The sequence below is a fragment of the Comamonas sp. CMM03 genome (assembly GCF_019218715.1).
Taxonomy (GTDB): domain Bacteria; phylum Pseudomonadota; class Gammaproteobacteria; order Burkholderiales; family Burkholderiaceae_C; genus Comamonas; species Comamonas terrigena.
In genome coordinates this window covers 15,055-40,954 of the sequence record NZ_JAHUXB010000002.1, presented here as the reverse complement: position 1 = coordinate 40,954, position 25,900 = coordinate 15,055, and the positions used below count along the sequence as shown (strand labels likewise).

General features: G+C 65.6%; 27 protein-coding genes and 1 pseudogene. 13 read left to right on the top strand and 15 right to left on the bottom strand.

The annotated features are described in order from the left end of the window. The first annotated feature begins 6 nt into the window (after positions 1–6). Positions 7–498 (top strand): hypothetical protein, encoded by a 492-nt coding sequence (locus KW830_RS06925; protein ID WP_066539109.1) that lies wholly within the window; start codon positions 7–9, stop codon positions 496–498. Positions 499–580: 82 nt separating this feature from the next. Here KW830_RS06925 and KW830_RS21285 read toward each other — a convergent pair whose 3' ends face one another. From KW830_RS21285 to KW830_RS06915, 3 genes and pseudogenes are all read right to left on the bottom strand, one after another. Continuing rightward, positions 581–934 carry an FKBP-type peptidyl-prolyl cis-trans isomerase gene (locus tag KW830_RS21285; RefSeq protein ID WP_225608792.1) on the bottom strand — a complete coding sequence of 118 codons (354 nt, stop codon included), beginning with the start codon at positions 932–934 and terminating at the stop codon, positions 581–583. Continuing rightward, positions 926–1,273, bottom strand: a pseudogene (locus KW830_RS21280) (FKBP-type peptidyl-prolyl cis-trans isomerase); the annotation flags it as partial. The pseudogene KW830_RS21280 and the gene KW830_RS21285, both read right to left, overlap by 9 nt. 111 nt (positions 1,274–1,384) lie before the next feature. Then, positions 1,385–1,690: a helix-turn-helix domain-containing protein gene (locus KW830_RS06915; RefSeq protein ID WP_066539105.1), complete on the bottom strand. Its 306-nt coding sequence runs from the start codon at positions 1,688–1,690 to the stop codon at positions 1,385–1,387. Positions 1,691–2,119: 429 nt separating this feature from the next. On the opposite strand from KW830_RS06915, the gene KW830_RS06910 reads away from it, so the two are divergent. The 3 genes from KW830_RS06910 to KW830_RS06900 all read left to right on the top strand — a co-directional run bounded on the left by KW830_RS06910 (position 2,120) and on the right by KW830_RS06900 (position 5,456). Further along, the gene (locus tag KW830_RS06910; RefSeq protein WP_066539103.1) at positions 2,120–3,355 is read left to right on the top strand and encodes a CaiB/BaiF CoA-transferase family protein; all 1,236 of its coding nucleotides are present in this window, start codon (positions 2,120–2,122) and stop codon (positions 3,353–3,355) included. 47 nt (positions 3,356–3,402) lie between these two features. Continuing rightward, the gene (gene xerD, locus KW830_RS06905; RefSeq protein ID WP_218332670.1) at positions 3,403–4,359 is read left to right on the top strand and encodes a site-specific tyrosine recombinase XerD; all 957 of its coding nucleotides are present in this window, start codon (positions 3,403–3,405) and stop codon (positions 4,357–4,359) included. Positions 4,360–4,475: 116 nt separating this feature from the next. After that, positions 4,476–5,456, top strand: coding sequence for a tripartite tricarboxylate transporter substrate binding protein (locus tag KW830_RS06900; protein WP_066539102.1), 981 nt, complete (start codon positions 4,476–4,478; stop codon positions 5,454–5,456). A 218-nt stretch (positions 5,457–5,674) separates the two neighbouring features. Here KW830_RS06900 and KW830_RS06895 read toward each other — a convergent pair whose 3' ends face one another. Together KW830_RS06895 and KW830_RS06890 are read right to left on the bottom strand one after the other, a co-directional pair. Further along, on the bottom strand, positions 5,675–6,940 hold the full coding sequence (locus tag KW830_RS06895) for an EAL and HDOD domain-containing protein (RefSeq protein WP_083520513.1): 1,266 nt from the start codon (positions 6,938–6,940) through the stop codon (positions 5,675–5,677). An 87-nt stretch (positions 6,941–7,027) separates the two neighbouring features. Further along, a complete protein-coding gene (locus KW830_RS06890; protein ID WP_218332669.1) occupies positions 7,028–7,837 on the bottom strand; it encodes a ferritin-like domain-containing protein in 810 nt (269 codons plus the stop codon). 47 nt (positions 7,838–7,884) lie between these two features. Between KW830_RS06890 and KW830_RS06885 the strand changes: the two genes are divergently transcribed. Beyond that, on the top strand, positions 7,885–8,412 hold the full coding sequence (locus KW830_RS06885; protein ID WP_066539098.1) for a gamma carbonic anhydrase family protein: 528 nt from the start codon (positions 7,885–7,887) through the stop codon (positions 8,410–8,412). 31 nt (positions 8,413–8,443) lie between these two features. Then, on the top strand, positions 8,444–9,439 hold the full coding sequence (locus KW830_RS06880; RefSeq protein ID WP_218332668.1) for an Hsp33 family molecular chaperone HslO: 996 nt from the start codon (positions 8,444–8,446) through the stop codon (positions 9,437–9,439). A gap of 240 nt (positions 9,440–9,679) precedes the next feature. Here the strand turns inward: KW830_RS06880 and KW830_RS06875 are convergent, their stop codons facing one another. From KW830_RS06875 to KW830_RS06855, 5 genes are all read right to left on the bottom strand, one after another. Then, on the bottom strand, positions 9,680–10,225 hold the full coding sequence (locus KW830_RS06875) for a hypothetical protein (RefSeq protein WP_218332667.1): 546 nt from the start codon (positions 10,223–10,225) through the stop codon (positions 9,680–9,682). 254 nt (positions 10,226–10,479) lie between these two features. Further along, on the bottom strand, positions 10,480–10,758 hold the full coding sequence (locus tag KW830_RS06870) for a septum formation initiator family protein (protein ID WP_066539093.1): 279 nt from the start codon (positions 10,756–10,758) through the stop codon (positions 10,480–10,482). Between the two features lie 40 nt (positions 10,759–10,798). Next, positions 10,799–12,085 (bottom strand): phosphopyruvate hydratase, encoded by a 1,287-nt coding sequence (gene eno, locus KW830_RS06865; RefSeq protein WP_066539088.1) that lies wholly within the window; start codon positions 12,083–12,085, stop codon positions 10,799–10,801. A gap of 172 nt (positions 12,086–12,257) precedes the next feature. After that, positions 12,258–13,115 (bottom strand): 3-deoxy-8-phosphooctulonate synthase, encoded by an 858-nt coding sequence (gene kdsA, locus KW830_RS06860; RefSeq protein ID WP_218332666.1) that lies wholly within the window; start codon positions 13,113–13,115, stop codon positions 12,258–12,260. Positions 13,116–13,151: 36 nt separating this feature from the next. After that, positions 13,152–14,810 carry a CTP synthase gene (locus KW830_RS06855; RefSeq protein ID WP_066539084.1) on the bottom strand — a complete coding sequence of 553 codons (1,659 nt, stop codon included), beginning with the start codon at positions 14,808–14,810 and terminating at the stop codon, positions 13,152–13,154. 106 nt (positions 14,811–14,916) lie between these two features. Between KW830_RS06855 and coaBC the strand changes: the two genes are divergently transcribed. From coaBC to dut, 3 genes are all read left to right on the top strand, one after another. Beyond that, complete coding sequence (gene coaBC / locus KW830_RS06850) at positions 14,917–16,143, top strand: bifunctional phosphopantothenoylcysteine decarboxylase/phosphopantothenate--cysteine ligase CoaBC (RefSeq protein WP_066539082.1); 1,227 nt, start codon at positions 14,917–14,919, stop codon at positions 16,141–16,143. 41 nt (positions 16,144–16,184) lie between these two features. Then, positions 16,185–16,691 (top strand): hypothetical protein, encoded by a 507-nt coding sequence (locus KW830_RS06845; RefSeq protein WP_066539081.1) that lies wholly within the window; start codon positions 16,185–16,187, stop codon positions 16,689–16,691. A gap of 128 nt (positions 16,692–16,819) precedes the next feature. Beyond that, a complete protein-coding gene (gene dut / locus KW830_RS06840; protein ID WP_066539080.1) occupies positions 16,820–17,269 on the top strand; it encodes a dUTP diphosphatase in 450 nt (149 codons plus the stop codon). Between the two features lie 73 nt (positions 17,270–17,342). On the opposite strand, the gene KW830_RS06835 is transcribed toward dut, so the two are convergent. After that, positions 17,343–18,014, bottom strand: a complete 672-nt coding sequence (locus tag KW830_RS06835; protein ID WP_218332665.1) for a DsbA family protein — start codon at positions 18,012–18,014, stop codon at positions 17,343–17,345. 484 nt (positions 18,015–18,498) lie between these two features. Here KW830_RS06835 and KW830_RS06830 point away from each other — a divergent pair, with 484 nt between their 5' ends. Then, positions 18,499–19,080, top strand: coding sequence for a glycine zipper 2TM domain-containing protein (locus KW830_RS06830; RefSeq protein WP_066539074.1), 582 nt, complete (start codon positions 18,499–18,501; stop codon positions 19,078–19,080). Positions 19,081–19,228: 148 nt separating this feature from the next. Here the strand turns inward: KW830_RS06830 and KW830_RS06825 are convergent, their stop codons facing one another. The 3 genes from KW830_RS06825 to KW830_RS06815 are packed head-to-tail and all read right to left on the bottom strand — an operon-like array spanning position 19,229 to position 21,710. Next, entirely contained in the window at positions 19,229–20,668 is a 1,440-nt protein-coding gene (locus tag KW830_RS06825) for a sensor histidine kinase (protein ID WP_066539072.1), read from the bottom strand. After that, entirely contained in the window at positions 20,665–21,342 is a 678-nt protein-coding gene (locus tag KW830_RS06820; RefSeq protein ID WP_066539070.1) for a response regulator transcription factor, read from the bottom strand. The genes KW830_RS06825 and KW830_RS06820 overlap by 4 nt, the downstream gene beginning before the upstream one ends. Next, the gene (locus tag KW830_RS06815) at positions 21,342–21,710 is read right to left on the bottom strand and encodes a PepSY domain-containing protein (RefSeq protein WP_370626100.1); all 369 of its coding nucleotides are present in this window, start codon (positions 21,708–21,710) and stop codon (positions 21,342–21,344) included. Before KW830_RS06815 ends, KW830_RS06820 begins: the two co-directional genes overlap by 1 nt. Positions 21,711–21,863: 153 nt before the next feature. Between KW830_RS06815 and KW830_RS06810 the strand changes: the two genes are divergently transcribed. Together KW830_RS06810 and KW830_RS06805 are read left to right on the top strand one after the other, a co-directional pair. Then, positions 21,864–22,220: a PepSY domain-containing protein gene (locus tag KW830_RS06810; protein WP_225608765.1), complete on the top strand. Its 357-nt coding sequence runs from the start codon at positions 21,864–21,866 to the stop codon at positions 22,218–22,220. Positions 22,221–22,293: 73 nt separating this feature from the next. Next, positions 22,294–23,718 carry a ferric reductase-like transmembrane domain-containing protein gene (locus KW830_RS06805; protein WP_218332664.1) on the top strand — a complete coding sequence of 475 codons (1,425 nt, stop codon included), beginning with the start codon at positions 22,294–22,296 and terminating at the stop codon, positions 23,716–23,718. A gap of 112 nt (positions 23,719–23,830) precedes the next feature. On the opposite strand, the gene KW830_RS06800 is transcribed toward KW830_RS06805, so the two are convergent. Beyond that, complete coding sequence (locus tag KW830_RS06800; RefSeq protein ID WP_066539497.1) at positions 23,831–24,355, bottom strand: peptidylprolyl isomerase; 525 nt, start codon at positions 24,353–24,355, stop codon at positions 23,831–23,833. 305 nt (positions 24,356–24,660) lie between these two features. Here KW830_RS06800 and KW830_RS06795 point away from each other — a divergent pair, with 305 nt between their 5' ends. Further along, a complete protein-coding gene (locus KW830_RS06795; protein ID WP_066539066.1) occupies positions 24,661–25,788 on the top strand; it encodes a cupin domain-containing protein in 1,128 nt (375 codons plus the stop codon). Positions 25,789–25,900: the final 112 nt, after the last annotated feature.

The window sequence follows — 25,900 nt, the reverse complement described above, 5'->3', positions numbered from 1 at the left end:
GGCAGCATGATCTTGGTTCCCACTTCAAGCGGCCGGCAGGCCCTGGCCGTACAGGATGCGTTGTTCACGCCCAGCATGCACACCGTCTTCATGCTGTGTGACGGGCAGCGCAGCATGGGCCAGGTATTGGGCGCCACGGCTGGTCTGGGGGCGACGTCCGAGGATGTGCGTACCTTGCTGGAACTGGGGTGGCTGCGGGCCGGGACGCAGCAGGAAACGGCGGCCCCCGCCATGGATGAGCGCACGGCCAGCCTGGCGCTGGAGCATGCGCGGTATGTGGAAGGCTACCGCTGGGCGCGGCAGCTGACCACGGGGCTGGGACTGCGGGGCTTGCGTCTGCTGCTGGCCATTGAGTCCGCCACCGACTACCAGCAGCTGGCGTCGCTGGTGCCGCGGATCCGTGATGCCGTGGGGTCCGCACGGGCCGCAGTGCTGGAGCTGGTGTTGTTTGGCGATGTGCAGGAGAAGACTGTGCCGCCTTCGCGTGCATCGTGGTAGCTTGGGCGCCAGGATGCAAAAAAGGCGCCTGAGGGCGCCTTTTCTTGTCTGGACCGCCTGGTGCGATCCGGGCCGGGCGGGGTCAGACCGCCAGCAGTTCCACTTCGAAGCGCAGCGTGGCATGGGGAGGGATCACGCCACCCGCGCCACGGGCGCCATAGCCCATTTCCGAGGGGATGATCAGGGTGCGCTTGCCGCCCACCTTCATGCCTTGCACGCCCTTGTCCCAGCCCTTGATGACCATGCCGGCACCCAGCTGGAAGACGAAGGGGTCGTTGCGGTCCAGGCTGGAGTCGAACTTGGCGCCTTGTTCGCCATTGTTGTAGAGCCAGCCGGTGTAGTGCACCGTCACGCGCTTGCCGCGTGTGGCTTCGGCACCGTCACCCACAACCGTGTCTTCGATCTGGAGCACCGGTGCGGCCTTGGTGGACAGCAGCTCCACGTCGAACTTCAGGGTGGCATTGGGAGGAATCACACCGCCGGCGCCGCGCTCGCCGTAGCCGAGTTCTGCGGGGATGATCAGGGTGCGCTTGCCGCCCACCTTCATGCCTTGCACGCCTTCATCCCAGCCGCGGATGACCATGCCTTCGTCCAGGGAGAACTCGAACGGCTCGCGGCGGTCCTTGCTGGAGTCGAACTTGGCGCCTTGTTCGCCATTGTTGTAAAGCCAGCCGGTGTAGTGCACTTTGACGTCAGCGCCGCTGATGGCTTCGGCGCCTTCGCCCACAACGGTGTCTTCATACTGCAGGCCAGAGGCGGTGGTGGTCAGGGCCATGGGGTGTCCTTGGAGATCGTCAATAAAGAAATCAGGCCTGCAGGGCATGCCCCGGGCCTGATGCATACCTGTACGCACCTTCGGTGCGCCAGATGCGAAAGGTGCGACAGCTTACTTCTTGGCGCGCGCGGCTGCCCAGCGTGTGGCAAAAGCCTGCACATCGCTGAGGCGCTTGAGCAGGTCATGGCCCTGGGTGGTGACGGTGTAACCGTCGCTGCCGTGCTCCAGCAGGCCACATTCGCGCAGTTCCTTGATACGGGTGTTCAGCGTGTTGGGGGTGATGCCCCCCACGCTGTCCTGCAGCAAGCGGAAGGTCTGTGGGTGTCCGTCGCGCAAAGCCCACAGGACGCGGAGTGCATAACGGCATTCCAGCTTTTCGAACAGCTGGTTGATGGCGGCGTTTTCCTTGGAGCTCATAGACGCTTCTCCTTGCGCATGTCGTTGATGGAGGACTGGGGCAGCGGATCCCCCGTACCAAGTCGGAATGAATATAGCGTGGATCGCATTCTGCTACAAGTTTGGTAGCTCTATACGTAGAGCAATCAGGCAAACGGGTCAGAAATGGCTCAAAAACGGCGCAAGTGTTGCAACCGGACCACGTCCGTTGGAGACGTCGGGTGTTTGTCGGACACGTGGATGCGCTCCAGTGCCCTTGCAGGGCGCGCGCGTTTGGGGATGCGGCGGCTTCCCAAATGCCGGGGCCGGCAGCTGCAGGCGCTTTCTACAATGGGCCACTGGTTGTGGGCGTGCTCCCAGAGTCCGTGGGCATGGGGGGGTGGGCCGCAGGCGCGCAGGCCCTGCCTCCGGTCGGCGGCGCCCCGTCTTGTGGCTTTTTCTTGGTACCTCATGGCTTCTTCTTCCGATATTCCCCTGGACACCGCTGCGGCGGCTGCCGACCGGCCTCTGCCTCTGCAAGGCCTGCGCGTGGTGGAGTTTTCCCACATGGTGATGGGGCCGTCGTGCGGCATGGTGCTGGCCGACCTGGGGGCGGAGGTGATCAAGGTGGAGCCGGTGGAAGGCGACCGCACGCGCCATCTGCTGGGGGCAGGCGCGGGCTTTTTCCCCATGTTCAACCGCAACAAGAAGAGCATCGCCATTGACCTGCGCAGCGCCGAAGGCCTGCAGGCCGCCATCCGGCTGGCGGCATCGGCCGATGTGGTGCTGCAGAACTTCAAGCCCGGGGTGATGAAGAAATACGGGCTGGACTACGCCACGCTGAGCCAGCTGAATCCGGGACTGATCTATGTGAACCACACCGGCTTTCTGCCGGGGCCCTACGAGCACCGTACGGCGCTGGACGAGGTGGTGCAGATGATGGGCGGTCTGGCCTATATGACAGGCCGCCCGGGCGACCCGCTGCGTGCCGGCACCAGCGTGAACGACATCATGGGCGGCATGTTTGGCGCCATTGGTGCCATGGCAGCGCTGATGCAGCGCGCCCAGACGGGCAAGGGCCAGGAGATCGACTCCGCCCTGTTCGAGAACAATGTCTTCCTGGTCGGTCAGCACATGATGCAGTACGCCGTGACGGGACAGGCGGCGGCTCCCATGCCGGACCGCATTTCGTCCTGGGCCATGTACGACGTGTTCACCGCCCAGGATGGGGAGCAGATCTTTCTGGCTGCCGTCAGCGATGCCCAGTGGCGCACCTTCTGCGATGCCATGGGTTATGACGATCTGAAGAACGATCCGCAGCTGCAGACCAACAATGACCGTGTGCGTGCCCGCTCCACGATGATGCCGGTGCTGCGCGAGCGGCTGGCCCAGCATACGGCGGCCGCGCTGGCGGCCATCTTCGAGCAGCATCAGCTGCCGTTCGCGCCGATCTCCCGGCCGGAACAGCTGTTCGATGACCCCCACCTGAATGCCACGGGCTGCCTGGCGGATGTGGTGCTGACCGATGGCGAGCGCGCCGGACAGACGGTGCGCACCACGCTGCTGCCGCTGCGCATGGACGGCCAGCGCCTGCCGGTGCGCTGCAGCCCGCCCGCCGTGGGCGAGCACACGGCGGTGCTGCTGCAGGGCCTGGGGTACGGGGCGGACGATATTGCGCAGCTGCAATCCACCGGCGCCGTGGCCTGAGTGCTGCCGGGGCGGCTGCACAATGGCGCCTCAGGAGTGAACAGTCGATGACGGAACCGAAGACAGCGCAAGCAGACACCGGCAATGCGGGGGGCGACGGCCTGGATGCCGCCAGCCAGGCCGCGGTGGATGCCTTTGTCGAAGCGCTGTGGCTGGAAGACGGCCTGGCAGACAACAGCCTGCAGGCGTACCGCCGGGATTTGACGCAGTACCTGCGCTGGCTGCAGCAGGCTTTTCCGGGGGTGTCCCTGGATGCTTCCGCCGAGGAACACCTGCAGGCCTATCTGGCACACCGTCTGGATCTGCGCAGCAAGGCCACGTCGGCCAACCGCTGCCTGAGCGTGCTGCGCCGCTATTTCCAGTGGGCGCTGCGCGAAGCGCGCATCCACCAGGATCCGGTGGTGCGTCTGCAGCCGGCCAAGCAGCCGCAGCGTGTGCCGCACACCCTGACGGCCGAGCAGGTGGAGCGTCTGCTGCAGGCCCCGGACCTGGGCAACCCGCTGGGCTTGCGCGACCGTGCCATGCTGGAGCTGCTGTATGCCAGCGGCCTGCGGGTGAGCGAGCTGGTGGGTCTGCCGCTGTTCCAGGTCGACCTGCGGGCCGGGGTACTGCGGGTGATGGGCAAGGGCAGCAAGGAACGGCTGGTGCCGTTTGGCCAGGAGGCCCAGCATTGGCTGGAGCAGTACCTGGCGCAGGGGCGCGCCGAGCTGCTGGCCGGTCAGCATAGCGATGCGGTGTTTGTCACCCGGCGCGGCAGCGGCATGACGCGGGTGATGTTCTGGACGCTGGTGAAAAAATATGCGGCCATCGCCGGCATCACGGCGCCGCTGTCGCCGCACACGCTGCGCCATGCCTTTGCCACCCATTTGCTCAACCACGGCGCAGACCTGCGCGTGGTGCAGATGCTGCTGGGACATGCGGACATTTCCACCACCACCATCTACACCCATGTGGCGCGCGAGCGCCTGCGCCAGCTGCATGCCACCCACCACCCGCGGGGGTGAGCGCCAGGACGGTGCCAGCCGGTGCCGCCTGCCGTGGCTTGAAGAATTACTAAACCCGCATAAGCGGTTTTACAGTTTGAAAGAAAATTGCAAGGTTTATGCAATCCGGAGTTTCCATGACTGATTCCCTGCGCCGTGGTCTGCTGGCTGCGGCTGTGCTCGCCGCCACTGTGCCTGCCTTGTCTGTAGCGGCTGAAGCCTGGCCGACCAAGCCCATCCGCATGGTGGTGTCCTACCCCGCTGGCGGCGTGAGCGACAACGTGGCGCGCGCACTGGGCGACAAGCTGTCGGCCCAGCTGGGCCAGACCGTGGTGATCGAGAACAAGGCCGGTGCTGGCGGTGCGATCGGTCTGGACCAGGTGGCCAAGTCGCCGGCCGACGGTTACACCCTGGGCTTTTCGTCCATCAGCCCGCTGGCGCTGAGCCCCCACCTGGGCAAGATGGCCTTCGATCCGCTCAAGGACATCGCCCCGGTGGCCAGCGTCATGTACTCGCCCATTCTGATTCTGGGTACCAAGGCCAACAAGGCGGCCAACTTTGCCGCACTGATGGAACAGTCGCGCAAGGACCCGGGTGTGGTGCGCTGGGCCACGGCCGGCTTGGCATCGCTGGGCCATATCGTGCTGGAGCAGGTGCGCCACCAGGCCAAGGTGGACATCACCCACGTGCCCTACAAGGGCGGCGGCCAGCAGATGAATGACGGCCTGGGCGGTCAGTACGAGATCCTGTCCACCAATGCCAGCCCCACGGTGATGCCCCACATCAAGAGCGGCAGCCTGACGCCGCTGGCCGTGGGCGCGCCCAAGCGCCTGGATTCGCTGCCCAAGGTGCCCACCCTGGCCGAATTGGGTTATCCCGCAGCCAACAGCACCTCGCTGTTCGGCATCTTCGCCCCGGCCGGCACCCCCAAGGCCGTGCTGGACCGTCTGAACGCCGAAATCAACAAGGCACTGGCCGAGCCCGATATCCAGCAGCGCCTGAAGGCCAGCGACAACGTGCCCACCGGTGGCACGGCCGCGGCTTTTGCCAAGCAGATCGCTGCGGAATCGGTGGAGAACGCCAAGATCATCAAGGCCGCCAGCATCACGCTGCAGTAAGCGAAACGGTTGTTCATTTCTCCCCGAAAAGCACTGCCTGGCAGTGCTTTTTTCATGGCCGTGTGCTGCATTCACCACGTGCATGCGCGGCTTTCCGGGCGGCTGCTCCGGCGGGGGGCAGGGCGCTGCGCCGGTGAAGGGGGCCGGTCGCTGCAGGCCCCCCGTTCATGGCGGCGGATGCAGGGCGGGCCTTAAACCGCCCACGGGAAGCGCCGGATTCAGGTCGTGGACAGATTGTCCGTCCATGCCAGCGCCTGCAGGTGCGCCAGATTGATCTGTGGATCGCTCAGCCGCGACAGGGTGGCAGAGCGGTCGTGCAGCAGCGGGCTGCAATCCTCGCAGGCACGCGTCAGCTCCAGCAACTCGCCCAGAACGCCTTCGTTGCGCAGCAGGGCCGCTCCCACGGCATCGGGCACATTCACCAGGTTGAGCGTGGCCTGCATGGGAATGTTCAGCATCACGTCCAGCAGCGAGAACACGCCCACCACAAAGGCCTGGTCGGCCTCGTCCTCGCCCAGCAGTTCCAGGGCCAGCAGCTCCATCAGGCGCCCACGCACCACGGCGGTCTGGCCCACCGATGAGGGCAGGTTGCCGAACTTGGAGGCCGTCAGCAGCAGCGCGGCCCAGCGGAACATTTTCTTCAGTCCCAGGATCAGGACGGCCTGGCGGAAGGAGGTGATTTCCCGTGCCATGCCCAGGCCGGCCGAGTTGATCAGTCGCATCAGATTGAAGGCCAGGCCGGCATCTTTCTTCAGCACGGCCTCGATGGCTTCCGGATGCGCCTGCTGGCGCAGCAGGTTGATCAGCTGGATGATGCTGGCCTGGGCCGGGGCCAGCAGGCGGGCTTCCACCAGCGCAGGGCGGGCAAACCAGTAGCCCTGGAACAGGCGGATGCCCATGTCCTGCAGCAGGTGGTAGTGCTGGGCGCTTTCCACTTTCTCGGCAATGATCTGGGCCTTGGTGTGGCGCTGGGCATAGCCCACCAGCACGGCGAGCTGTTCTGGGCGCAGCACGCCCAGGTCCAGCTTGATGTAGTCGGCCAGCGGCAGCCAGGCGGCGTAGGCCGATTCCAGCACCTTGTGGCCAAACGCCAGCTGAAAGCCCCGGTTGCGCAGCGCTTGCAGAATGGGCAGGCGGGCCAGCACCTCGCTGCTGGCCACATGGCCCAGCATCTCCACCTCCAGCACCACCTTGTCGGAGCTGACCAGTTCCAGCTGGCCGCTGGCCATGCTTTCGTGCGAGCACTTCACGAAAATGGGTTTGGTGACGGCCGGATCGTCACCGCTGGCATGGGACATGGCCGCAAAGATCAGGCTGACATCGTTGGCCACGCCCAGACTGGCGGGTGCACGGGAGCGGCAGAACAGCTCGTAGCCCACGACTTCGCCCTGCTGGTCCACGATGGCCTGCCGCGCAATCATGGCGCCAGGAAGCGCCGCTTGCGCAGTGGGAGGGGGGGCAGAAGTCAAAGTGGACAGTGACATGGGGCGTGAAGGGTGGCGGGGCAGTAGTCGGTGCAGCAGGCGGCTGCGATCATGCCGCACACAGGCGGCGCTTGTCGATGTCCATGGTCAAGCAATTTGCTGGAGCCACAGCAGCTCGGTTTCGGTGAAGCCGGCCTGCTTGCGGGCGCTGGTGTTGAACGGCGGCCGCATGCGCGGGGCTTCGTAGCGTACCGTGAGTTCGTGATACAGCGATTCGGGATCCAGCCCCTGTTTGTCGCACAACCAGCGGTACCAGTGGTTGCCGATGGCGACATGACCCACTTCTTCGTGCAGGATGATGTCCAGAATGGCCACTGCCGCCAGGGCATCGGGGGCGTGGGTATTGCGCAGCTTGTTCTGGATCTGCGGGGTGGCATCCAGCCCGCGCGCTTCCAGCGTGCGGGGCACCAGGGCCATGCGGGCGGTGACGTTGTCCGAGGTCTTCTCGCACATGGTCCACATGCCCTGGTGGGCAGGGTGGTCGCCGTAGTCCTGTCCGTGGTGCTGGCGCAGGTGGTCGCGCAGCAGCAGAAAGTGTTTGCCTTCCTCGGCGGCCACGCGCAGCCAGTCGCGATAGTAGTCGGGCGGCATGCCGGCAAAACGCCACATGGCATCCAGCGCCAGGTTGATGGCGTTGAATTCGATATGGGCGATGGCGTGAATCAAGATGGCCCGGCCTTCGGGCGTGGCCGGGGAGCGGCGCGCTACTTCGGTGTGGTGGCGCAGCAGCGGGCGTTCGGGGCGGCCCGGCAGGCTGGCCGGGTCCACGGACGGCAGCTGGATATCGGTTGCTATGGAATAGTGAGCTTGCTGCGCATGCAGGTCAAGCACAGCAAGCGCTTTTTCTTCAGGGTCGGTGAGGCGCAAGACCTCCAATGCACGGTGGCGAAGCTCCATATTTACAATTTTAGGTTTCGCACTAAAACCAACGGAGACAGTCCCCCATGGCAATTTACGAACTGGACGGCGTGGCGCCGGTGATTTCCCCTTCGGCCTGGGTGGCCGACAGTGCCCAGGTGATGGGCCAGGTTGAATTGGGCGAAGACGCCAGCATATGGTTTGGAACGGTGGTCCGTGGTGACACGGACCGCATCACCATCGGGGCGGGAAGCAATATCCAGGATGCCAGCGTGCTGCATGCCGATTTTGGCTCGCCGCTGACCATCGGCCAGCATGTCACCGTGGGCCACCAGGTGATGCTGCATGGCTGCACGATTGGCGATGAATCACTGATCGGCATCGGCGCCGTGGTGCTCAATGGGGCGAAAATCGGCAAGAACTGCCTGGTGGGGGCCGGCTCGCTGGTCACCGAAGGCAAGGAATTCCCCGATGGCTCCATGATTCTGGGCAGCCCCGCCAAGGTGGTGCGCCAGCTGAGCCCGGAACAGATCGAAGGCCTGCGCCAAAGCGCACGCCACTATGTACTGAACGCGCAGCGCTTTCACAAAGGCCTGCGCAAGCTCGGCGGATAAACGCCGGGCGTTTTTTGAGAAATGAGACAGCGTGTCTGAACTGCACAAATTCCTTTTTGACGGCCAGCCGGTGCGCGGCATGATCGTGCGCCTCACCGATGCCTGGCAGGAAATCCTGCGCCGCCGCGCCAGCAACACCGAAACCGGGGCCTATCCCGCCCCGGTGCGCGAGCTGCTGGGGGAAATGGCGGCGGCCGGCGTGCTGATGCAATCGAACATCAAGTTCAATGGTGCGCTGGTGCTGCAGGTGATGGGGGACGGCCCGGTCAAGCTGGTCGTGGCGGATGTGAATTCCGACCTGACGCTGCGCGCCACTGCCAATGTGCAGGGGGATGTGCCGGCAGGTGCCTCCTTGGCCGAGCTGGTGAATGTGCATGGCAGCGGCCGCTGCGCCATCACGTTGGACCCCAAGGACCGCCGCCCGGGCCAGCAACCCTACCAGGGCGTAGTGCCGCTGCAGGATGTGGATGGCAAGAAGTTCGCCCGCCTGTCGGATGCGCTGCAGTTCTACATGCTGCAGTCCGAGCAGCTGGACACCACCATCGTGCTGGCGGCCAACGAGGAAGTGGCGGCCGGTCTGATGATCCAGCGCATGCCCGTCAAGGGCGAGGCCAACCTGGCCGGTGCCACCGAGAGTGCCGAACAGGGCGATGACCGCAACGGTTTCAACGAGGACTACAACCGCATCGCCCATCTGGCCGCCAGCCTGACGCGCGATGAGCTGTTGACGCTGGACGTGGACACCATCCTGCACCGCCTGTTCTGGGAGGAGAAGCTGCTGCGCTTTGTGCCCCAGCAGGACGAGGAGGCCGGTCCCCGTTTTGCCTGCACCTGCAGCCGTGAACGCGTGCAGAACATGCTGCGTTCCTTGGGGCAGGACGAGGTGGACAGCATCGTCGCCGAACGCGGCAATGTGGAAGTGGGCTGCGACTACTGCGGCCAGCAGTACCACTTTGACGCGGTGGACGCGGCCCAGCTGTTTGCCGATGCGGCGGCGCAGCCGCCGGCATCCAACGCGGTGCAATAAGCGCCTTGCCTGGGGGCAGGCTCGGTCCTGCCGGGTGGTCCCGCTCGCTAAAAAGCCTTGCTTGCAAGGCTTTTTTCTTGTGCGTGCCATGGGGAGAGCGGGCTATGCAGGCACTTTGTACCGAAGCAGTAACTGCTGCAGCGCTGCCCGTGGCGGCTCACAGCGGCCATGGTCCATGGGTGCAGGCAGTGATGATTTATTCATAGAGTTTGCTGTGCGGGTGCGGCAAACAGGCGGGGCTCAGGGCTGCCCTGCGTCGTTCCCAGGGATCTTGCGGCCACCCAGCAGGCGTGAGAACAAGCGCTGCTCGCTGGCGGGGTCTACGCATTCCCGGCAACGCAGATTGGGCGCATGGCCGTGCTGCAGCGCACTGGCCACGTCAGGCCCGCTGCGCAAGGAGGATGTTTCGGTCTGCTGAACAGCCAAGGCCTGCAGGCATTCCAGCAGCGCGCGCAGTTGCTGCGCCGGGGCGCCGTAGAGCACCCGCAGGCAGGTGGTGCCATCCATCGCATCCTGCATCAGCTGCTGGCGGCAGGCCTGCTCCAGCGCGCGCTCGGCGGTGCCCGCCGATGCCGGTGTCGGCAGCCAGAACACCTGGCCGGTGGGCATGGGCTGCTGGGCCTCAGCCGTCCAATGGGTCAGCAGGTGGGCATCCACGAAGGAGGAGGGTGGGGTGCGCCCGTCGGGCGGGCATGGCGTGCCGTCGATGGCTGCGGCACCTGCCTGCGCCACACGCTGCCACAGCGCCTGCGGCTGGCTGCTGGCTGTGCCGGCCACAGTGGCCAAGGGGAAAGAGGCAGGAAGCGGAGACATTGAGCAGGTGGTGTGGAGCCGTTTTCCGGGGCGAATAGGACCTGGTGGGACCGAAGCGCGGCAGGTAGGGGCAGTGTAGAGGCGGTGGCTGTGGGGCGTGCTGCACCACACGGCATGGGGCCTGGCGGTGGGCGGGGCATGGTGGCCGCCAGCCGCTGTGCAGAAACGATAACGGCCTCGCAAGAGGCCGTTACAGGGAGGTGCGCGCAGGGGCGCGCCTGCGGCGATCAGGGCTTGGTGATCTGCACGTAGATCTCGTTGGGTTTGACCATGCCCAGTTCGCTGCGGGCTTTCTCTTCCACCATGTCCTTGCCCTCGCGCAGGTCCGACACTTCCGAGGTCAGCCGGTTGTTCTCCAGCCGGGCCACTTCGTTGGCAGACTTGATCTGCGCGATCTGGGTGCGCATCTCCTGCACATGGTCCATGCTGTAGCTGCCCAGCCAGAGCTGGGCGTGGACGATGGCCAGTATGGCCAGCAGTACCAGCGTGACAATGCGGTGAACCATGGTGCGGGGGAGGCGCTCGACTCAGTGAAAGGGCTGCGGATCAGCGCAGATTGTAGAAAGCAGCGCGGCCGGGGTATTCGGCCACATCGCCCAGGTCTTCTTCGATGCGCAGCAGCTGGTTGTACTTGGCGATACGGTCGGAACGGCTCATGGAGCCGGTCTTGATCTGACCTGCATTCAGGCCGACAGCGATGTCGGCGATGGTGCTGTCTTCGGTTTCGCCCGAGCGGTGCGAGATCACGGCGGTGTAACCGGCGCGCTTGGCCATTTCGATGGCGGCGAAGGTTTCGGTCAGGGTGCCGATCTGGTTGATCTTGATCAGGATGGAGTTGGCAATGTGCTTTTCAATGCCTTCCTTCAGGATCTTGGTGTTGGTCACGAACAGGTCGTCACCCACCAGCTGCACCTTCTTGCCCAGGCGCTCGGTCAGGATCTTCCAGCCATCCCAGTCGCCTTCGTGCATGCCGTCTTCAATGGAGACGATGGGGTACTTGTCGCACCAGCCCGCCAGCATGTCGGTCCACTGGGTGGAGGTCAGCGTCATATTGCCTTCGCCGGCCAGCACATACATGCCGTCCTTGTAGAACTCGGAGGCTGCGCAGTCCAGGCCCAGGGCGATCTGCTCACCGGGCTTGTAGCCGGCGTTTTCGATGGCTTCGATGATCAGCTGGATCGCGGCTTCGTGGTTTTCCACGGAAGGCGCGAAACCGCCTTCGTCGCCCACGGCCGTAGACATGCCCTTGTGGTGGATGATGGCCTTTAGTGCATGGAAGACCTCGGCACCCCAGCGCACGGCTTCGCGGAAGGTCGGCGCACCCACGGGGATGATCATGAACTCTTGCAGGTCCAGGCTGTTGTTGGCGTGGGCGCCACCGTTGATCACGTTCATCATGGGCACGGGCAGCTGTGTGCCGCCCATGCCGCCGAAATAGCGGTACAGGGGCAGACCGGCTTCTTCCGCGGCAGCGCGGGCCACGGCCATGGACACCGCCAGCATGGCGTTGGCGCCCAGGCGGCTCTTGTTGTCGGTGCCGTCCAGGTCGATCAGGGTCTTGTCCAGGAAGGCCTGTTCGGAAGCATCCAGGCCCAGCACGGCCTCGGAGATTTCGGTGTTGATGTGCTCCACGGCCTTCAGCACGCCCTTGCCCAGGTAACGGCTCTTGTCGCCGTCACGCAGTTCGATGGCTTCGCGCGAGCCGGTGGAGGCGCCGCTCGGCACCGCAGCGCGGCCCATCACGCCGGATTCCAGCAGCACGTCGCATTCGACGGTGGGGTTGCCGCGGCTGTCCAGGACTTCGCGTCCTACGATGTCAACGATTGCACTCATGGTCTTCCTTTGAAGGTTTTTACAAATTCGTGTCCCAGAGGACTTGGCGGAATTCTCCGCCAACAGAGCCGTCCGGATACGCACAGACGGCGCTGTTTTGGATACGAAAAAGCACGCCGTGCGGGGCGTGCTTGGGTGTCGTTACCGGATGGCGTGCATGGTACGCGCTGCTTCAGGCTTCGAAGGCGTTTTCCAGGAAACCGTTGCGCTTGGTCACATCGTCCAAGGCCACCAGGGTTTCCAGCAGCGCCTTCATGTGCTTGAGCGGCACGGCGTTGGGGCCGTCCGACAGGGCGTTGCAGGGATCGGGGTGGGTTTCCATGAAGAGACCGGCCACACCCACGGCCACGGCCGCACGGGACAGCACAGGCACCATCTCGCGCATGCCGCCGCTGCTGGTGCCGTTGCCGCCGGGCAGCTGCACGCTGTGCGTGGCGTCGAACACCACGGGGGCGTTCGTCTCGCGCATGATGGCCAGAGAGCGCATGTCGCTGACCAGGTTGTTGTAGCCGAAGCTGGCGCCGCGTTCGCAGGCGGTGAAGCTGTCTTCGGGCAGGCCTGCTTCCTTGGCGGCGGCACGGGCCTTGTCGATGACGTTCTTCATATCGTGCGGGGCCAGGAACTGGCCCTTCTTGATATTGACCGGCTTGCCCGACTGGGCCACGGCACGGATGAAGTCGGTCTGGCGGCACAGGAAGGCGGGCGTCTGCAGCATGTCCACGACGGACGCCACATACGGCACTTCTTCCACGGTGTGCACGTCGGTGAGCACCGGCACACCGATTTCCTTCTTCACCTTGGCCAGGATTTCCAGGCCTTTTTCCATGCCCGGGCCGCGAAAGCTGGTGCCCGAGGAGCGGTTGGCCTTGTCAAAGCTGCTCTTGAACAGGAAATGGATGCCCAGGGAGGAGGTGATTTCCTTGAGCTGGCCCGCCACGTCCATCTGCAACTGCTCGGACTCGACCACGCAGGGTCCGGCGATCAGAAAAAAGCGTTGGTCCAGGCCAATGTCGAAGCCGCAGAGTTTCATGGCGGGTTTCCTTGTCGTATCCGGTCAAGTCGGCGCTCAGGCCTTCTTGCCCTTTTGCTTGCCGTCGACGGCTGCCTTGATGAAGGCATTGAACAGCGGGTGGCCATCCCAGGGGGTGGACTTGAACTCGGGGTGGAACTGCACGCCGATGTACCAGGGGTGCACGGCAGCCGGCAGCTCGACGATTTCTGTCAGCTGTTCGCGCTGGGTCAGGGCCGAGATCACCAGACCCGCTGCACGCAGCTGGTCCAGGTACTGGGTGTTGGCTTCATAGCGATGGCGGTGGCGTTCGGTGACCACGTCGCCGTAGATGCTGTGGGCCAGCGTGTCTTTCTGCACATCGGAGGACTGTGCGCCCAGGCGCATGGTACCGCCCAGGTCGGAGTTCTCGTCGCGCGTCTTGATCGTGCCGTCCTCGTCCTTCCACTCGGTGATCAGGGCGATCACGGGGTTGGGGGTCTGGGGATCGAACTCGGTCGAGTTGGCGCCTTCCAGGCCCGCCACATGGCGTGCGTACTCGATGGTGGCCACTTGCATGCCCAGGCAGATGCCCAGGTAAGGCACCTTGTTCACACGGGCGAACTGGGCGGTGGAGATCTTGCCTTCCACGCCACGCGAACCGAAGCCGCCGGGCACCAGGATGGCGTCGTACTTGGACAGCTCCTGCTTGGCGTTGGCGTCGGTGATGGTTTCCGAGTCCACGTGGGTGATCTTCACGCGCACATGGTTCTGCATGCCGGCGTGCTTGAGTGCTTCGTTGACCGACTTGTAGGCGTCGGACAGCTCCACATACTTGCCCACCATGGCCACATTCACTTCGCCTTGCGGGTGCTCGGTTTCGTAGACCAGGTCGTCCCAGCGCTTGAGCGTGGTGGGCGGGGTGTTCAGGCGCAGCTTGTCGCAGATCAGGCCGTCCAGGCCTTGCTCGTGCAGCATGCGGGGCACCTTGTAGATGGTGTCCACGTCCCACATGGAGATCACGCCCCACTCGGGCACGTTGGTGAACAGCGAGATCTTGGCCTTTTCCTCTTCCGGTACCTGGTACTGGGCGCGGCACAGCAGGGCGTCGGGCTGGATACCGATTTCGCGCAGCTTCTGCACCGTGTGCTGGGTGGGCTTGGTCTTGAGTTCACCGGCCGTGGCGATGTAGGGCAGGTAGGTCAGGTGGACGAAGGCCGAGTTGTTGGGGCCCAGCTTCAGCGCCAGCTGGCGCACGGCTTCCAGGAAAGGCAGGGACTCGATGTCGCCCACGGTGCCACCGATTTCGCAGATGGCCACATCCACGGCGTCATCGGTGCCGATGCCGGCGCCGCGCTTGACGTATTCCTGGATTTCATTGGTGACATGGGGGATGACCTGCACGGTCTTGCCCAGGTAGTCGCCGCGGCGTTCCTTCTCCAGCACGGACTGGTAGATACGGCCCGTGGTGAAGTTGTTGGTCTGCTTCATGCGGGTTTCGATGAAGCGCTCGTAGTGGCCGAGGTCCAGGTCGGTTTCAGCGCCGTCATCCGTCACAAACACTTCGCCGTGCTGGAAGGGCGACATGGTGCCGGGGTCCACGTTGATGTACGGGTCCAGCTTGATGAGGGTGACTTTGAGACCGCGCGATTCCAGGATCGCAGCAAGGGAGGCTGAGGCGATTCCCTTGCCCAGGGAAGACACCACACCGCCTGTGACGAAGACGAATTTGGTCATCTCTTCATTTTTTTGGTGGTGGTAAAGATGAATTATAGGTGCGAGCGGGTTCCCGCCGCTTGCCGACACGCAAATGCAGGGGCATGCGTCTGCTACATTCGCCGCCATGAACGCGCTTGCTGGCAAACATGTGGTGCTGGGCCTCTCTGGAGGCGTGGCTTGTTACAAATCGGCCCATCTGTGCCGTCTGCTGACCAAGGCGGGCGCCACCGTGCAGGTGGTGATGACGGAGGCGGCCGAGCACTTCATCACCCCGGTGACCATGCAGGCCTTGTCCGGGCGCACGGTGTACGGCTCGCAGTGGGATGCCCGCGAGCCCAACAACATGCCGCACATCAACCTCAGCCGCGAGGCCGATGCCATCGTCATCGCGCCCTGTAGCGCGGATTTCATCGCCAAGCTGGCCCAGGGTCGTGCCGATGAGCTGCTGAGCCTGATGTGCCTGGCCCGTCCCATTGACCGCATTCCGCTGCTGCTGGCGCCAGCCATGAACCGTGAAATGTGGGCCCACCCGGCCACGCAGCGCAATCTGGCCCAGGTGGCGGCCGACGGCGCTCTGGTGCTGGGCGTGGGCGTGGGTGACCAGGCCTGCGGCGAAACCGGCGATGGCCGCATGCTGGAGCCCGAAGAGCTGCTGGAAGACCTGCAGGCCTTTTTTGCCCCCAAGGTGCTGCGTGGCAAAAAGCTGTTGATCACGGCCGGCCCGACGTTCGAAGCCATCGATCCGGTGCGGGGCATCACCAATCTGTCCAGCGGCAAGATGGGTTTTGCGATTGCTGCTGCCGCCCAGGCCGCCGGGGCGGAGGTGACCCTGGTCGCCGGCCCGGTGCACCTGCCCACGCCGCGCGGCGTGCAGCGCATCAATGTGCAGTCGGCCCAGCAGATGCTGGCGGCCGTGCAGTCCCAGGTCGGGCCCGCGGATGTGTTCATCGCCACCGCCGCAGTGGCGGACTGGCGTCCGGCCAATACGGCCGACCAGAAGATCAAGAAAGACGGTTCTGGCGAAGTGCCGGCACTGGCTTTTGTGGAGAACCCCGACATCCTGGCCACCGTGGCCCAATCTGCCCGGGCCCAGAGCGGTGCCTTGTACTGTGTGGGTTTTGCGGCCGAAAGCCACGATCTGCTGCAGCACGCCATGGCCAAGCGCCTGCGCAAGGACGTGCCCCTGCTGGTGGGCAATATCGGCCCGGCCACGTTTGGTCAGGACGACAACGCCTTGCTGCTGGTGGATGCCCAAGGCCACCGCGAGTTGCCGCGCGCGCCCAAGACCGAGCTGGGGGTGCAACTGGTGCAGGAGCTGGCGCGCCGCCTGGCCGCTGCTCCGGGGCGCTGAGCGCGTACCGCCCCTGTTGACCTGTTTGAAGATTTTTGCCCATGTACACCTCGAACTATGACGGCCCGCGTGGCGGCGACTATGTGCGCTATGTCGATTCCCTGCTGCGTGCCAGTCCGCTGTACCGCAGTGCCTTCCATGGGCTGAACGCCGGCAACCGCAGCGACTTCACCGATGCGGGGGCCACCCCGGGCGCACAGCCGGCATCGGCGCTGGCGCGGGTGCGCGAAAAGGCGCAGGCAGCCGTGCAGCAGGCACAGGAAGCTCAGCGTGCAGGCCGGCCTGCGGCGCAAAAAGCGCAGCAGCGCAAGGCCCGCAATCCACGCAAGCAGCTGGAAGCGGAGCAGGCAGCCCGCCGCGCCGCGCAGCAGCAGGCCCAGGACAAGCCGGCTGCTGCATCCTGGTTCCGTATCACGCCCGGGCGCATCGTGTTTCTGGTGTTCCTGGCCATCCTGGGCATGGTTGTGCCGGGTCTGGGTGCGCTGCTGCTGCTGTTCGGCATCATCAGCGCAGTGCGCAAGGGCATCCGGTCTGCCGCCAAGGACTGAGCGATTTCCGAAATGCCATGCCGGGCCTGGCGGCACGGCACAATGCAGCCTTTGTTGTCTGACCGGCGGCAGAGCCCGGCCCCTTCCCGTGGCGCCATCGGCGCCTGCAGCCCGCTGTGAGTTTCCCCATGAATGTTGACCTGAAGATCCTGGATGCGCGCCTGCGCGAGAACATGCCCGCCTACGCCACGCCCGGCAGTGCCGGACTGGACCTGCGCGCTTGTCTGGATGCGCCGCTGACGCTGGAGCCCGGCCAATGGCAGCTGGTGCCTACCGGCATGGCCATCTACCTGAAAGACCCCGGCTACGCCGCCATGATCCTGCCGCGTTCCGGCATGGGCCACAAGCACGGCATCGTGCTGGGCAATCTGGTGGGACTGATCGACAGTGACTACCAGGGCCAGTTGATGGTCAGCGCCTGGAACCGTTCCTCCACCGCGTTCACGCTGCAGCCCATGGACCGTCTGGCCCAGCTGGTGATCGTGCCGGTGGCGCAGGCGCAATTCAACCTGGTGGAAGAATTTGCCGATACCAGCGAGCGCGGCGAAGGCGGCTACGGCTCCACAGGCAAGCAGTAAGCGCAAAGGGCGTCCTGAAACAAAGCCCGGCGTTGCCGGGCTTTGTTTTTTTGGGTGCCGCAGACCACGCAGATCAGACCATGGACGGCGGGGCGCCGGCGGCTGCGATATAGCGCAGCGCACGGACAAAGGCCTCGGGCGCCTGGTTGCCGCGCAGCAGCTGGCGGTGGTTGAAAATGAAGGTGGGGACGGTCTGTATGCCCATTCCCCGGTAGAAGGACTGGGCTTCGCGCACGGCCTGGATGTCGTCGCCCGCCGCCAGATAAGCCAGTGCAGCCTCGCGGCTCAGGCCTGCGGCCACGGCGGCATCGGCCAGCACCTGGTGGTCGGCAATGTTCGCCCCCTGTCCGAAGTAGCCGTGCACCAGCTGCTGCGCCAGCACCAGCTGGTGGTCCTGACCCTGGTTGTCGGCCCATTGCAGCAGCCGGTGGGCGTCCAGCGTGCTGTAGAGCATGCGGGGCTCCTGCGGGCCCATTTCCAGCTGGATCGCCAGGCCGTGCAGACGAATGTCGGCCCAGCAGGGCTGCAGGGCGGCGCGGGCAGGGCGCTGGTGCTGCTGCAGGTACTGGGCGCGGATTTCCCCGGCGGCTTTCACGCTGGGGTGCAGCTCCAGCGGTTGCAGGTGCAGCTTCGCCTGGATCTCGCCTTCCAGGCTGCGCAGCGCGTGCAGCAGATTGAACAGGGCAATGGCGCACCAGGGGCAGGTGGTGTCGCTGACCATATCAATGCGGACGGTGGCGGGCATGGCTGCTCCTGTGGGTGCACGCTGCGGGTGTCTAGCTATCTGGTTGGTAAACCTCATAGCGAATTTGTAAGAGCGTTCTGGCCTTTCGCCCGTAGGCGTGCAACCCAAACACCTATGCGCAGGCAGCGCTATCCAGGCCAACGGCAACTGCGTGCATGCCATGAAAATGCAGCGCTTTGACCAGCGTACGCCATGGGACGGGTGCAGTTACCAATCCCCAAAAATACATGCAAGCGGCAATGCGGCAGCGATGGCAAATAGCTCCGCACCGTGCACACCATGGCGACAGCTTAGGGCTGCATGGGGCTCGTTTGCAAGGCCGCAGCCGGTACGGGGGCGGGAGGGAAGTTTGTGAGCAAGTGTGAAAGCAGTCGTCTCCCTGCGGCACTGGGGCGTTGAACCAGTAAGGCGCTTACGGCGCGCCACCTGTGCAGGCCGTGCACATCGCCATGGCCCTGCCGCTTTGCAGACGAGGAGAAATTGCATGCACACCATTTCACGTTGGGGCCGTCTGGCCATGGCAGCCGCTGTGGCCGCCGCACTGACAGCCTGCGCGGCCTACCCCCAGGGCGGCTATAACCAAGGTGGCTACGCCAGCCAGGGCGGCTACAACCAGCCGGTCACCAGCTACCCGGTGCAAAGCGGCAACTATGGCAGCACCTACGGCAACACGTATGGCGGCGGCTACAACCAGCAAGGCCAGTACAACCAACAAGGCCAGTACGTCCAGCAGGGGCGGGTGCTGAATGTGGAAACCGTGCGCGTGCAGGACGGCAGCGGCATTGGCGCCGGTGGTGCCATCGTCGGCGGTGTGTTGGGTGGTGTACTGGGCCACCAAGTGGGCGGCGGCCGTGGCAAGGACCTGGCCACCATCGCCGGCGTGGTGGGCGGCGCACTGGCAGGCAATGCCGTGCAGAACAATATGGGCGGCGGCAGTGTGCGCGATATCTACCGTGTCAGCGTGCAGATGCCCGATGGCAGCGTGCGGGCGTTTGACTACCAGAATGCCCCGGGCTTCCGTCCCGGCGACCATGTGCGGGTGGACGGCAACCAGATCTACCGCTGAACCACCGCGCTGCCGCTGCAGCATGCATCCAAAGGGCCTGCGGGCCCTTTTTCTATGGGCGCGGTGTGCGCCAGACTCCAACGTATCCGTGTTGTGCGCAGGGCCATGGACAGGAGCCGAGAACCGCGGGGTGGGCCTGCCGGGGGGCTCAGGCCGCCGGCGCAGCCGGCAGGCACAGGCGCATCTGCAAACCCCCCAGCGGCGAGGGGTGGGCCTCGATGCTGCCACCGTAGGTGTGGGCCAGCTCACGCACGATGTCCAGCCCCAGGCCGGTGCCGGGGCGCTGTTCATCCAGCCGCTCTCCGCGGCCGAAGATGCGGTTGCGCTGGGCTGGGTCCGGAATGCCGGGGCCGTCATCGTCCACCAGCAGGCACAGCTGCCCGCCTTGGCCCGGGGGCCCTGGCAGGGCCTGCACCGACAGTTCCACCCGGCTGCTCGCCCACTTGCCGGCGTTGTCCAGCAGGTTGCCCAGCATTTCAAAAAAGTCCTGTTCCTCCCCCCGAAAGGCGAGTGGCTCCAGTTGCTGCACATCGCTTGCTAGATGGAAGTGCACCTCCCGGCCGGCATGCAGGCGCCGCATGGTGCGCAGCAGCGCCTGCAGCGGCTCCAGCACCGGGGTGCGCAGGCCCGTGGCGCGGATGGCCGTGGCGGCGCGCGCGCGGGCCAGGTGGTGGTCGACCTGGCGGGAGGCAGAGCTGACCTGTTCACGCACCAACTGGCCCAGCGGGGTGGCATCGTGCGCGGCGGCGTTGCCCAGAATGTTCAGCGGTGTGTGCACGGCATGGGCCAGATTGCCGGCCTGTGTGCGGGCGCGCTGCACGATGTCGGCATTGGCGGCAAGCACATGGTTGAATTCGGCGACCAAGGGTTGCAGCTCATGCGGCACCGGGCCTTGCAGCTGCGCCGTCTGGCCGGCCCGCACGGATGCCAGTTGCTGGCGCAGGCGTTGCAGCGGGCGCAGTGCCAGGTGCAGTTGCACGGCCACGGCCAGCAGCAGCCCCACGGCCAGCAGGCCCAGCGCGACCAGCAGCATGGTGGTGAAGCGCTGCAGCGGCTCGGCCAGCAGGGCCTGGTCGGCGGCCACGGTCAGCCGCAGCAACGGGGCGTCGGCATCCGGCAGCTGCAGCGGGCGGCTGACCGCCAGTAGCGCATGGCCTTGTGCGTCCTGCAGATCCAGCACGGCATGGCCCAGGCGGCGGGTGCCGGGAAAGCCAGGGTCGGCCGGCAGTGGCAGAGCCTGGTCCCACAGCGAGCGTGAGCGTGCCACCGTGTGGAACTGGCCCTCACTGGGCGCCCAGGTGTCGACCTGCCAGTACAGCCCGGACAGCGGGGTGTCCAGGCGCACATCGTCCGTCATGGCGGTGACGCGCACCTCATGCCCCTGCATGTTGACGGCGGCACTGAGCTGGTTGAGCTGGCGCACCAGCTGGTCCTGCAACTGCTGGTGCACATGTTCCTGGAACAGGCCGCGCAGCCCCCAGCCGGCCACGGCCACGGCCAGCACCAGCCATACCAGCGTGCCCAGCAGCAGCCGCAGACGCAGCGATCCGTGCTGCAGCCAGCGCAGCGCGGCGTGGGCGGCATTCATGGCAGGCTTTCTGCCGGGGCGGGCACCAGGCGGTAGCCCAGGCCGCGCACGGTTTCAATGCTGCCTGCGGGCAGCTTCTTGCGCAGCCGGCCCACAAAGACTTCGATGGTGTTGGAGTCGCGCTCGCTGTCCTGCGGATACAGGTGTTCGGACAGCTCGGTGCGCGAGAGCACTTCGCCCACGCGCTGCATCAGCAACGCCAGGATCTTGAACTCGTGGCTGGTCAGCACCAGCGGCAGCCCATCCACGGCCACGGTGGCCTGGCGCGTGTCCAGCAGGATGCTACCGCACTGCCATTGGGCGCTGCTGTGGGGCGAAAGCCGGCGCAGCAGGGCGCGCAGGCGGGCCAGCAGTTCTTCCATGTGGAAAGGCTTGGCCAGGTAATCGTCGGCCCCGGCGTCCATGCCCATCACTTTTTCATGCCAGGCACTGCGGGCGGTCAGGATCAGCACCGGCATGCCGCGCCCGCAGGCGCGCCAGTGGCGCAGCACGGTCAGTCCGTCCACCACGGGCAGACCCAGGTCCAGGACCACCGCATCAAATGTCTCTTCCTGACCCAGATACCGCGCGGTGCTGCCGTCGGCTGCGGTTTCCACGGTGTGACCGGCAGCGGCAATGGCGTCGCGCAGCTGGGTCTGCAAAGTGGGTTCGTCTTCCACCACCAGGATGCGCATCAGTCACGTCCTTTCTGGCGCACGCTCAGCACCTTGCCGTTCACCGCGTTGATCTTGACCTTGAGCACCCGGCCGTCGGCCTGCAGCACGCGCAGTTCGTAGAGGAAGCGGCCGTCGTCGTGCTCGAACTCCACCTTGATGACCTGGCCCTTGTACTCGCGCTCCACCTGGTCCAGCACGGTGCGCAGCGGCAGCACCTTGCCCTGCTGCAGCGCCTGGCGGGCCAGCTCGTGGTCGCTTTCATCCGACTGTGCGGAGGGCGCCTGCAAAGCGATGGCCCCCCAGAGCACCGCCACACATGCGGCCGCACCCAGCATGGGCAGCGCGCGCAAGCGGGGCAGGTGAAAGCGGGGACGGGGCAGTGGCATGGCAGGGGCTCCAGAGCGGCAAGGCCTTTCCTTATACCGAAACGCCAATGAACCGCAGATGAACGGCGCCTTCAGCTTCGGTTCACGGGCGCTGGAAAACACTGCAGCCATGTCAGCACGGTGCTGGCAGTTTCTTCTTTCAGGAGTTTGCACATGATGGCTATTACCCGTTCTTCTCTGTCCGTGCTGCGCAAGGCGGCGGCACCCGCATCCGCGCTGGCGCTGGCCGCCGTGCTGGGTGGCACGGCCATGGCGCAAGGTACCCCCGCGGCCACACCGGCTGCGGCCCCCGGGCTGGCGACCATGGCCGCATCCGCAGGCCATGCCCCGGTACTGACCATCCGCCAGGTCTATGACCGCCTGGAAACCGCGGGCTACCGCGATCTGCGCGAAATCGAATGGGATGACTACCACTACGACGTCAAAGGCCGCAATGCGCAAGGCGCGCGTGTGAAGCTGGAAGTGGATGGGCAGACCGGCGCCGTGCTGCGCAGCCGCATCAAGCACTGAACGACGGAATGCGCGAGGGGGCTGTGGCTCCCGCCTGTCGAACCGAGGGTGTAGGTCAGAACAAGGAAGTGGTATGCGTGTACGCGGCATATGGGCCGCCTGGGCGGCGGTGTTGACCGCAGCCTGGATGCTGGCCCTGTGGGCCGAGCAAGGCCAGGGGCTGGTGGCGGGGGCGAATGGCGAGAGCGTGCAGTGGGCCTGGCTGCTGCGGCGGGATCTGTTGCTGCTGACCGGGGTGTGGAGCCTGGGCATGCTCTCGCTGACTATGTGGCTGGCATTGCGCCAGCCTTGGATGGAGCGCCCCCTGGGCGGCATGGACCAGGTGTACCGCCTGCACAAATGGCTGGGCACTACGGCCGCCGTGGCTGCTGTGATGCATTGGATCGCCAAGGAGTCGAGCGCCTGGATCAAGACAGTGTGGGGCACGGCCGGGCGCCCAGCGCGCGATGCCATGCTGCCCTGGCTGGCCGAGGGACGCAGCTGGGCCAAGGACCTGGGGGAATGGGCTTTTTATGCCTTGCTGCTGCTGGTGGCGCTCACGCTGTGGCGCCGCCTGCTGCCTTACAAGCCCTGGCGCTGGCTGCACCGCGTGATGCCGGTGCTGTATGGGGCGCTGGTCTTTCACAGCCTGGTGCTGCTGCCGCAGGCGTACTGGCAGCAGCCCGTGGGGTGGTTGATGGGGGCGCTGATGGTGCTGGGCAGTGCGGCCGCGCTGTGGGCGCTGGCTGGCCGGATCGGGCGTGCCCGCCGCTATGCGGCGCAGGTGCATGCAGTGCAACTGCTGGGGACGCGGCCAGCACAGGATCCGCTGGAGGTGCTGTGTGCTCTGCCTGCCCATTGGCCGGGGCACCGCGCCGGGCAATTTGTCTTTGTGCGCTGGGATGCCTGGGAAGGGGCCCACCCTTTCACTGTGGCCAGTGCGCCGGGGGCATGCGGGCAGACGGCCGATGGGCGGACGTTGTTGCGGCTGGTGATCAAGCCGCTGGGAGACTACACCGCCCAGCTGCACCGCAGGCTGCACGCTGGACAGGCCATGCAGATCGAAGGACCGTATGGGCGGTTCGATGGCCGTGCACCGCATGCCGATGGGCAGGCGGTCCCCGTGCAAGTCTGGGTGGCGGCCGGTGTGGGCATCACCCCGTTTCTGGCGTGGCTGGAGGCGCGGCAGCCGGGCTCCATGCCCCACGCCGAGGCGCCGGGCGACGGCCTGTCTGCGGCCCATCTGCACTACTGCACCCGCGATGCCGCGACCGATAGGCTGCTGCCCCGTGTGCAGAACCTGTGCGCCGAGGCCTGTCCGCCGGTGGGCCTGACCGTGCACGATGCCGCCCAGGGCCAGTGGCTGCGCCCCCAGGATCTGGAGCACCATGGCCCCGAACTGGACCTGTGGGTCTGCGGCCCCCAAAGCCTGGGCGATGCCTTGCAGCAAGGTGCCCAGGCGGTACGGGCCCAGGGTGGACGCTGGCGGCTGCACCGCGAGGCATTCGGGATGCGGTAGTCCCCGCGCAGGCGTGCAGCAGCAAGCGCCTGCTGTACCGCCCGCGCGACCCCACAAAAAAGGCAGCCCGCAGGCTGCCTTTTTTTATTGGGGAGAGGGGTGCAGGCCTGTGTCAGTGCAGCAGGTCGTTGCCCGGTGCCTGGGGCTGCACGCGGAAAAAGCCGGTGCCGGCGCTGCCGCGGCCGATTTCCTCTTCCGTGGCTTCGCGCACGGCTTCCACCTTCAGGTGTATACGCAGCGCAATACCGGCCAGCGGGTGGTTGCCGTCCAGCACCACATGCTCGGGGTAGATGTCGGTCACGGTGTAGAGCGCGTCCTTGGGGGCCGTGGGGTTGCAGCCTTCGGGCAGGGCGCTGCCTTCAAAGGTCATGCCTTCTTCCAGCTCGGCCGGGAACAGCGTGCGCGGCTCCAGGAAGATCAGTTTGTCGATGTAGTCGCCAAACGCGTCTTCGGGCTCCAGGTGCAGGTCCAGCGTGGCACCCACCTGGTGGCCTTGCAGGGCTTCCTCAATGCGCTTGAGCAGGTCGTCGCCGCCCAGCAGAAATTCCACCGGCTCGTCCAGCACATCCAGCTCATCGCCCAAGGTGTCTTTGAGCACCCAGGTCAGCGCGACCACGCATTGTTCGGTGATTTCCATATCGAAGCTTTCTTGGCAAGGGGCGTGGGCCTGGCCAGAGGGGGCCACCCAGCGCGGAAGGCCGAAATTGTACCGGCCACCGGCTTTCCTGTCGGCACGTGTGGGTGCCGCTGCCGCGGCGCCCGCATGCTGGCCACTGTCGGCTGCGCCATGCACACGGTTTTGCGCCGCAGCAAAGCCTGGCATTGGGCCCCATGGGACAATGCGCCTCACGGTGGACCGCCTGTGCATGCTGCGCGCGGCCCACAAACACCTTCCCTTTTTCTACCGATGCGGCCCCTGGTGGCGCCGCTGTCTGCATCGCCATGGACATCCAATCCCCGCTCCAGCTGCTCGGCGGCATCTCGCCCGAGAAATTCATGCGCACCTACTGGCACAAGAAGCCGCTGCTGATTCGCCAGGCGATCCCCGGCTTCAAGCCGCTGCTCAACCGTGCGCAGCTGCTGGCGCTGGCCGGTGAAGAGGGCGTGGAAGCGCGCCTGATCGAGCAACTGGGCGAAGGCCAGTGGAAGCTGTCGCATGGCCCCTTCCCGCGCCGCAAGCTGCCGTCGCTGGCCAAGCCCGGCTGGACGGCGCTGGTGCAAGGCGTGGACCTGCACAACGAAGCGGCGCACCAGTTGCTGCAGCAGTTCCGCTTTGTGCCCGACGCGCGCATGGACGATCTGATGATCAGCTTTGCCACCGACCAGGGTGGCGTGGGCCCGCATTTCGACAACTACGACGTGTTCCTGCTGCAGGCCCACGGCAAGCGCCGCTGGCGCATCGGACGCCAGAAGGACTTCACGCTGCAGGAAGGCGTGCCGCTGAAGATCCTGACCAACTTCGAGCCCGAAGAGGAATGGGTGCTTGAGCCCGGCGACATGCTGTACCTGCCGCCCAAGTGGGCGCACGACGGCATTGCCGAAGGCGAGTGCATGACGTATTCGGTGGGCTTCCGTTCGCCCAAACAGGACGAGATGGCGCGCGAGCTCTTTTTGCGCATGTCCGATGCCCCGGATGAGGCGCCCAAGGATGTGGTCTACAAGGATCCCAAGCAGCCTGCCGTGGCCAAGCCGGGCGAAATTCCTGCCGACCTGTACGACTTTGCCCGGGAAGCGCTGAAAAAAGCCCTGGCCGAGCCGCTGGCGCTGGAGCGTGCCCTGGGCGAGTACATGAGCGACCCCAAGCCGGGCGTGTGGTTCGAGCCGGCCGAGGACTTCGGCATGATCGAAGGCGTGGAACTGAACCGCCGCACCCGCATGCTGTACGACGCCAAGCACATCTTCATCAACGGCGAAAGCTACCTGGCCGGCGGCAAGGATGCCAAGCTGATGCAGCAACTGGCCGATAACCGCCGCCTGTCGGTGCGCGAGGTGCAGCAGTTCAGCGACGATGCGCTGGAGTTGCTGTCCAGCTGGGTGGATGCCGGCTGGGCGCAGAGCGTACCGGCGTGACCACGGCCCTGGCACCGCTCGGTACACCCTGGTGGTGTGGAGCGTGCGGGGCGCGCAGGGGTGAGGCCTGCGGATGCGCAAGCCATCCCGGCGGCCTGGGTGTCGTGGATGG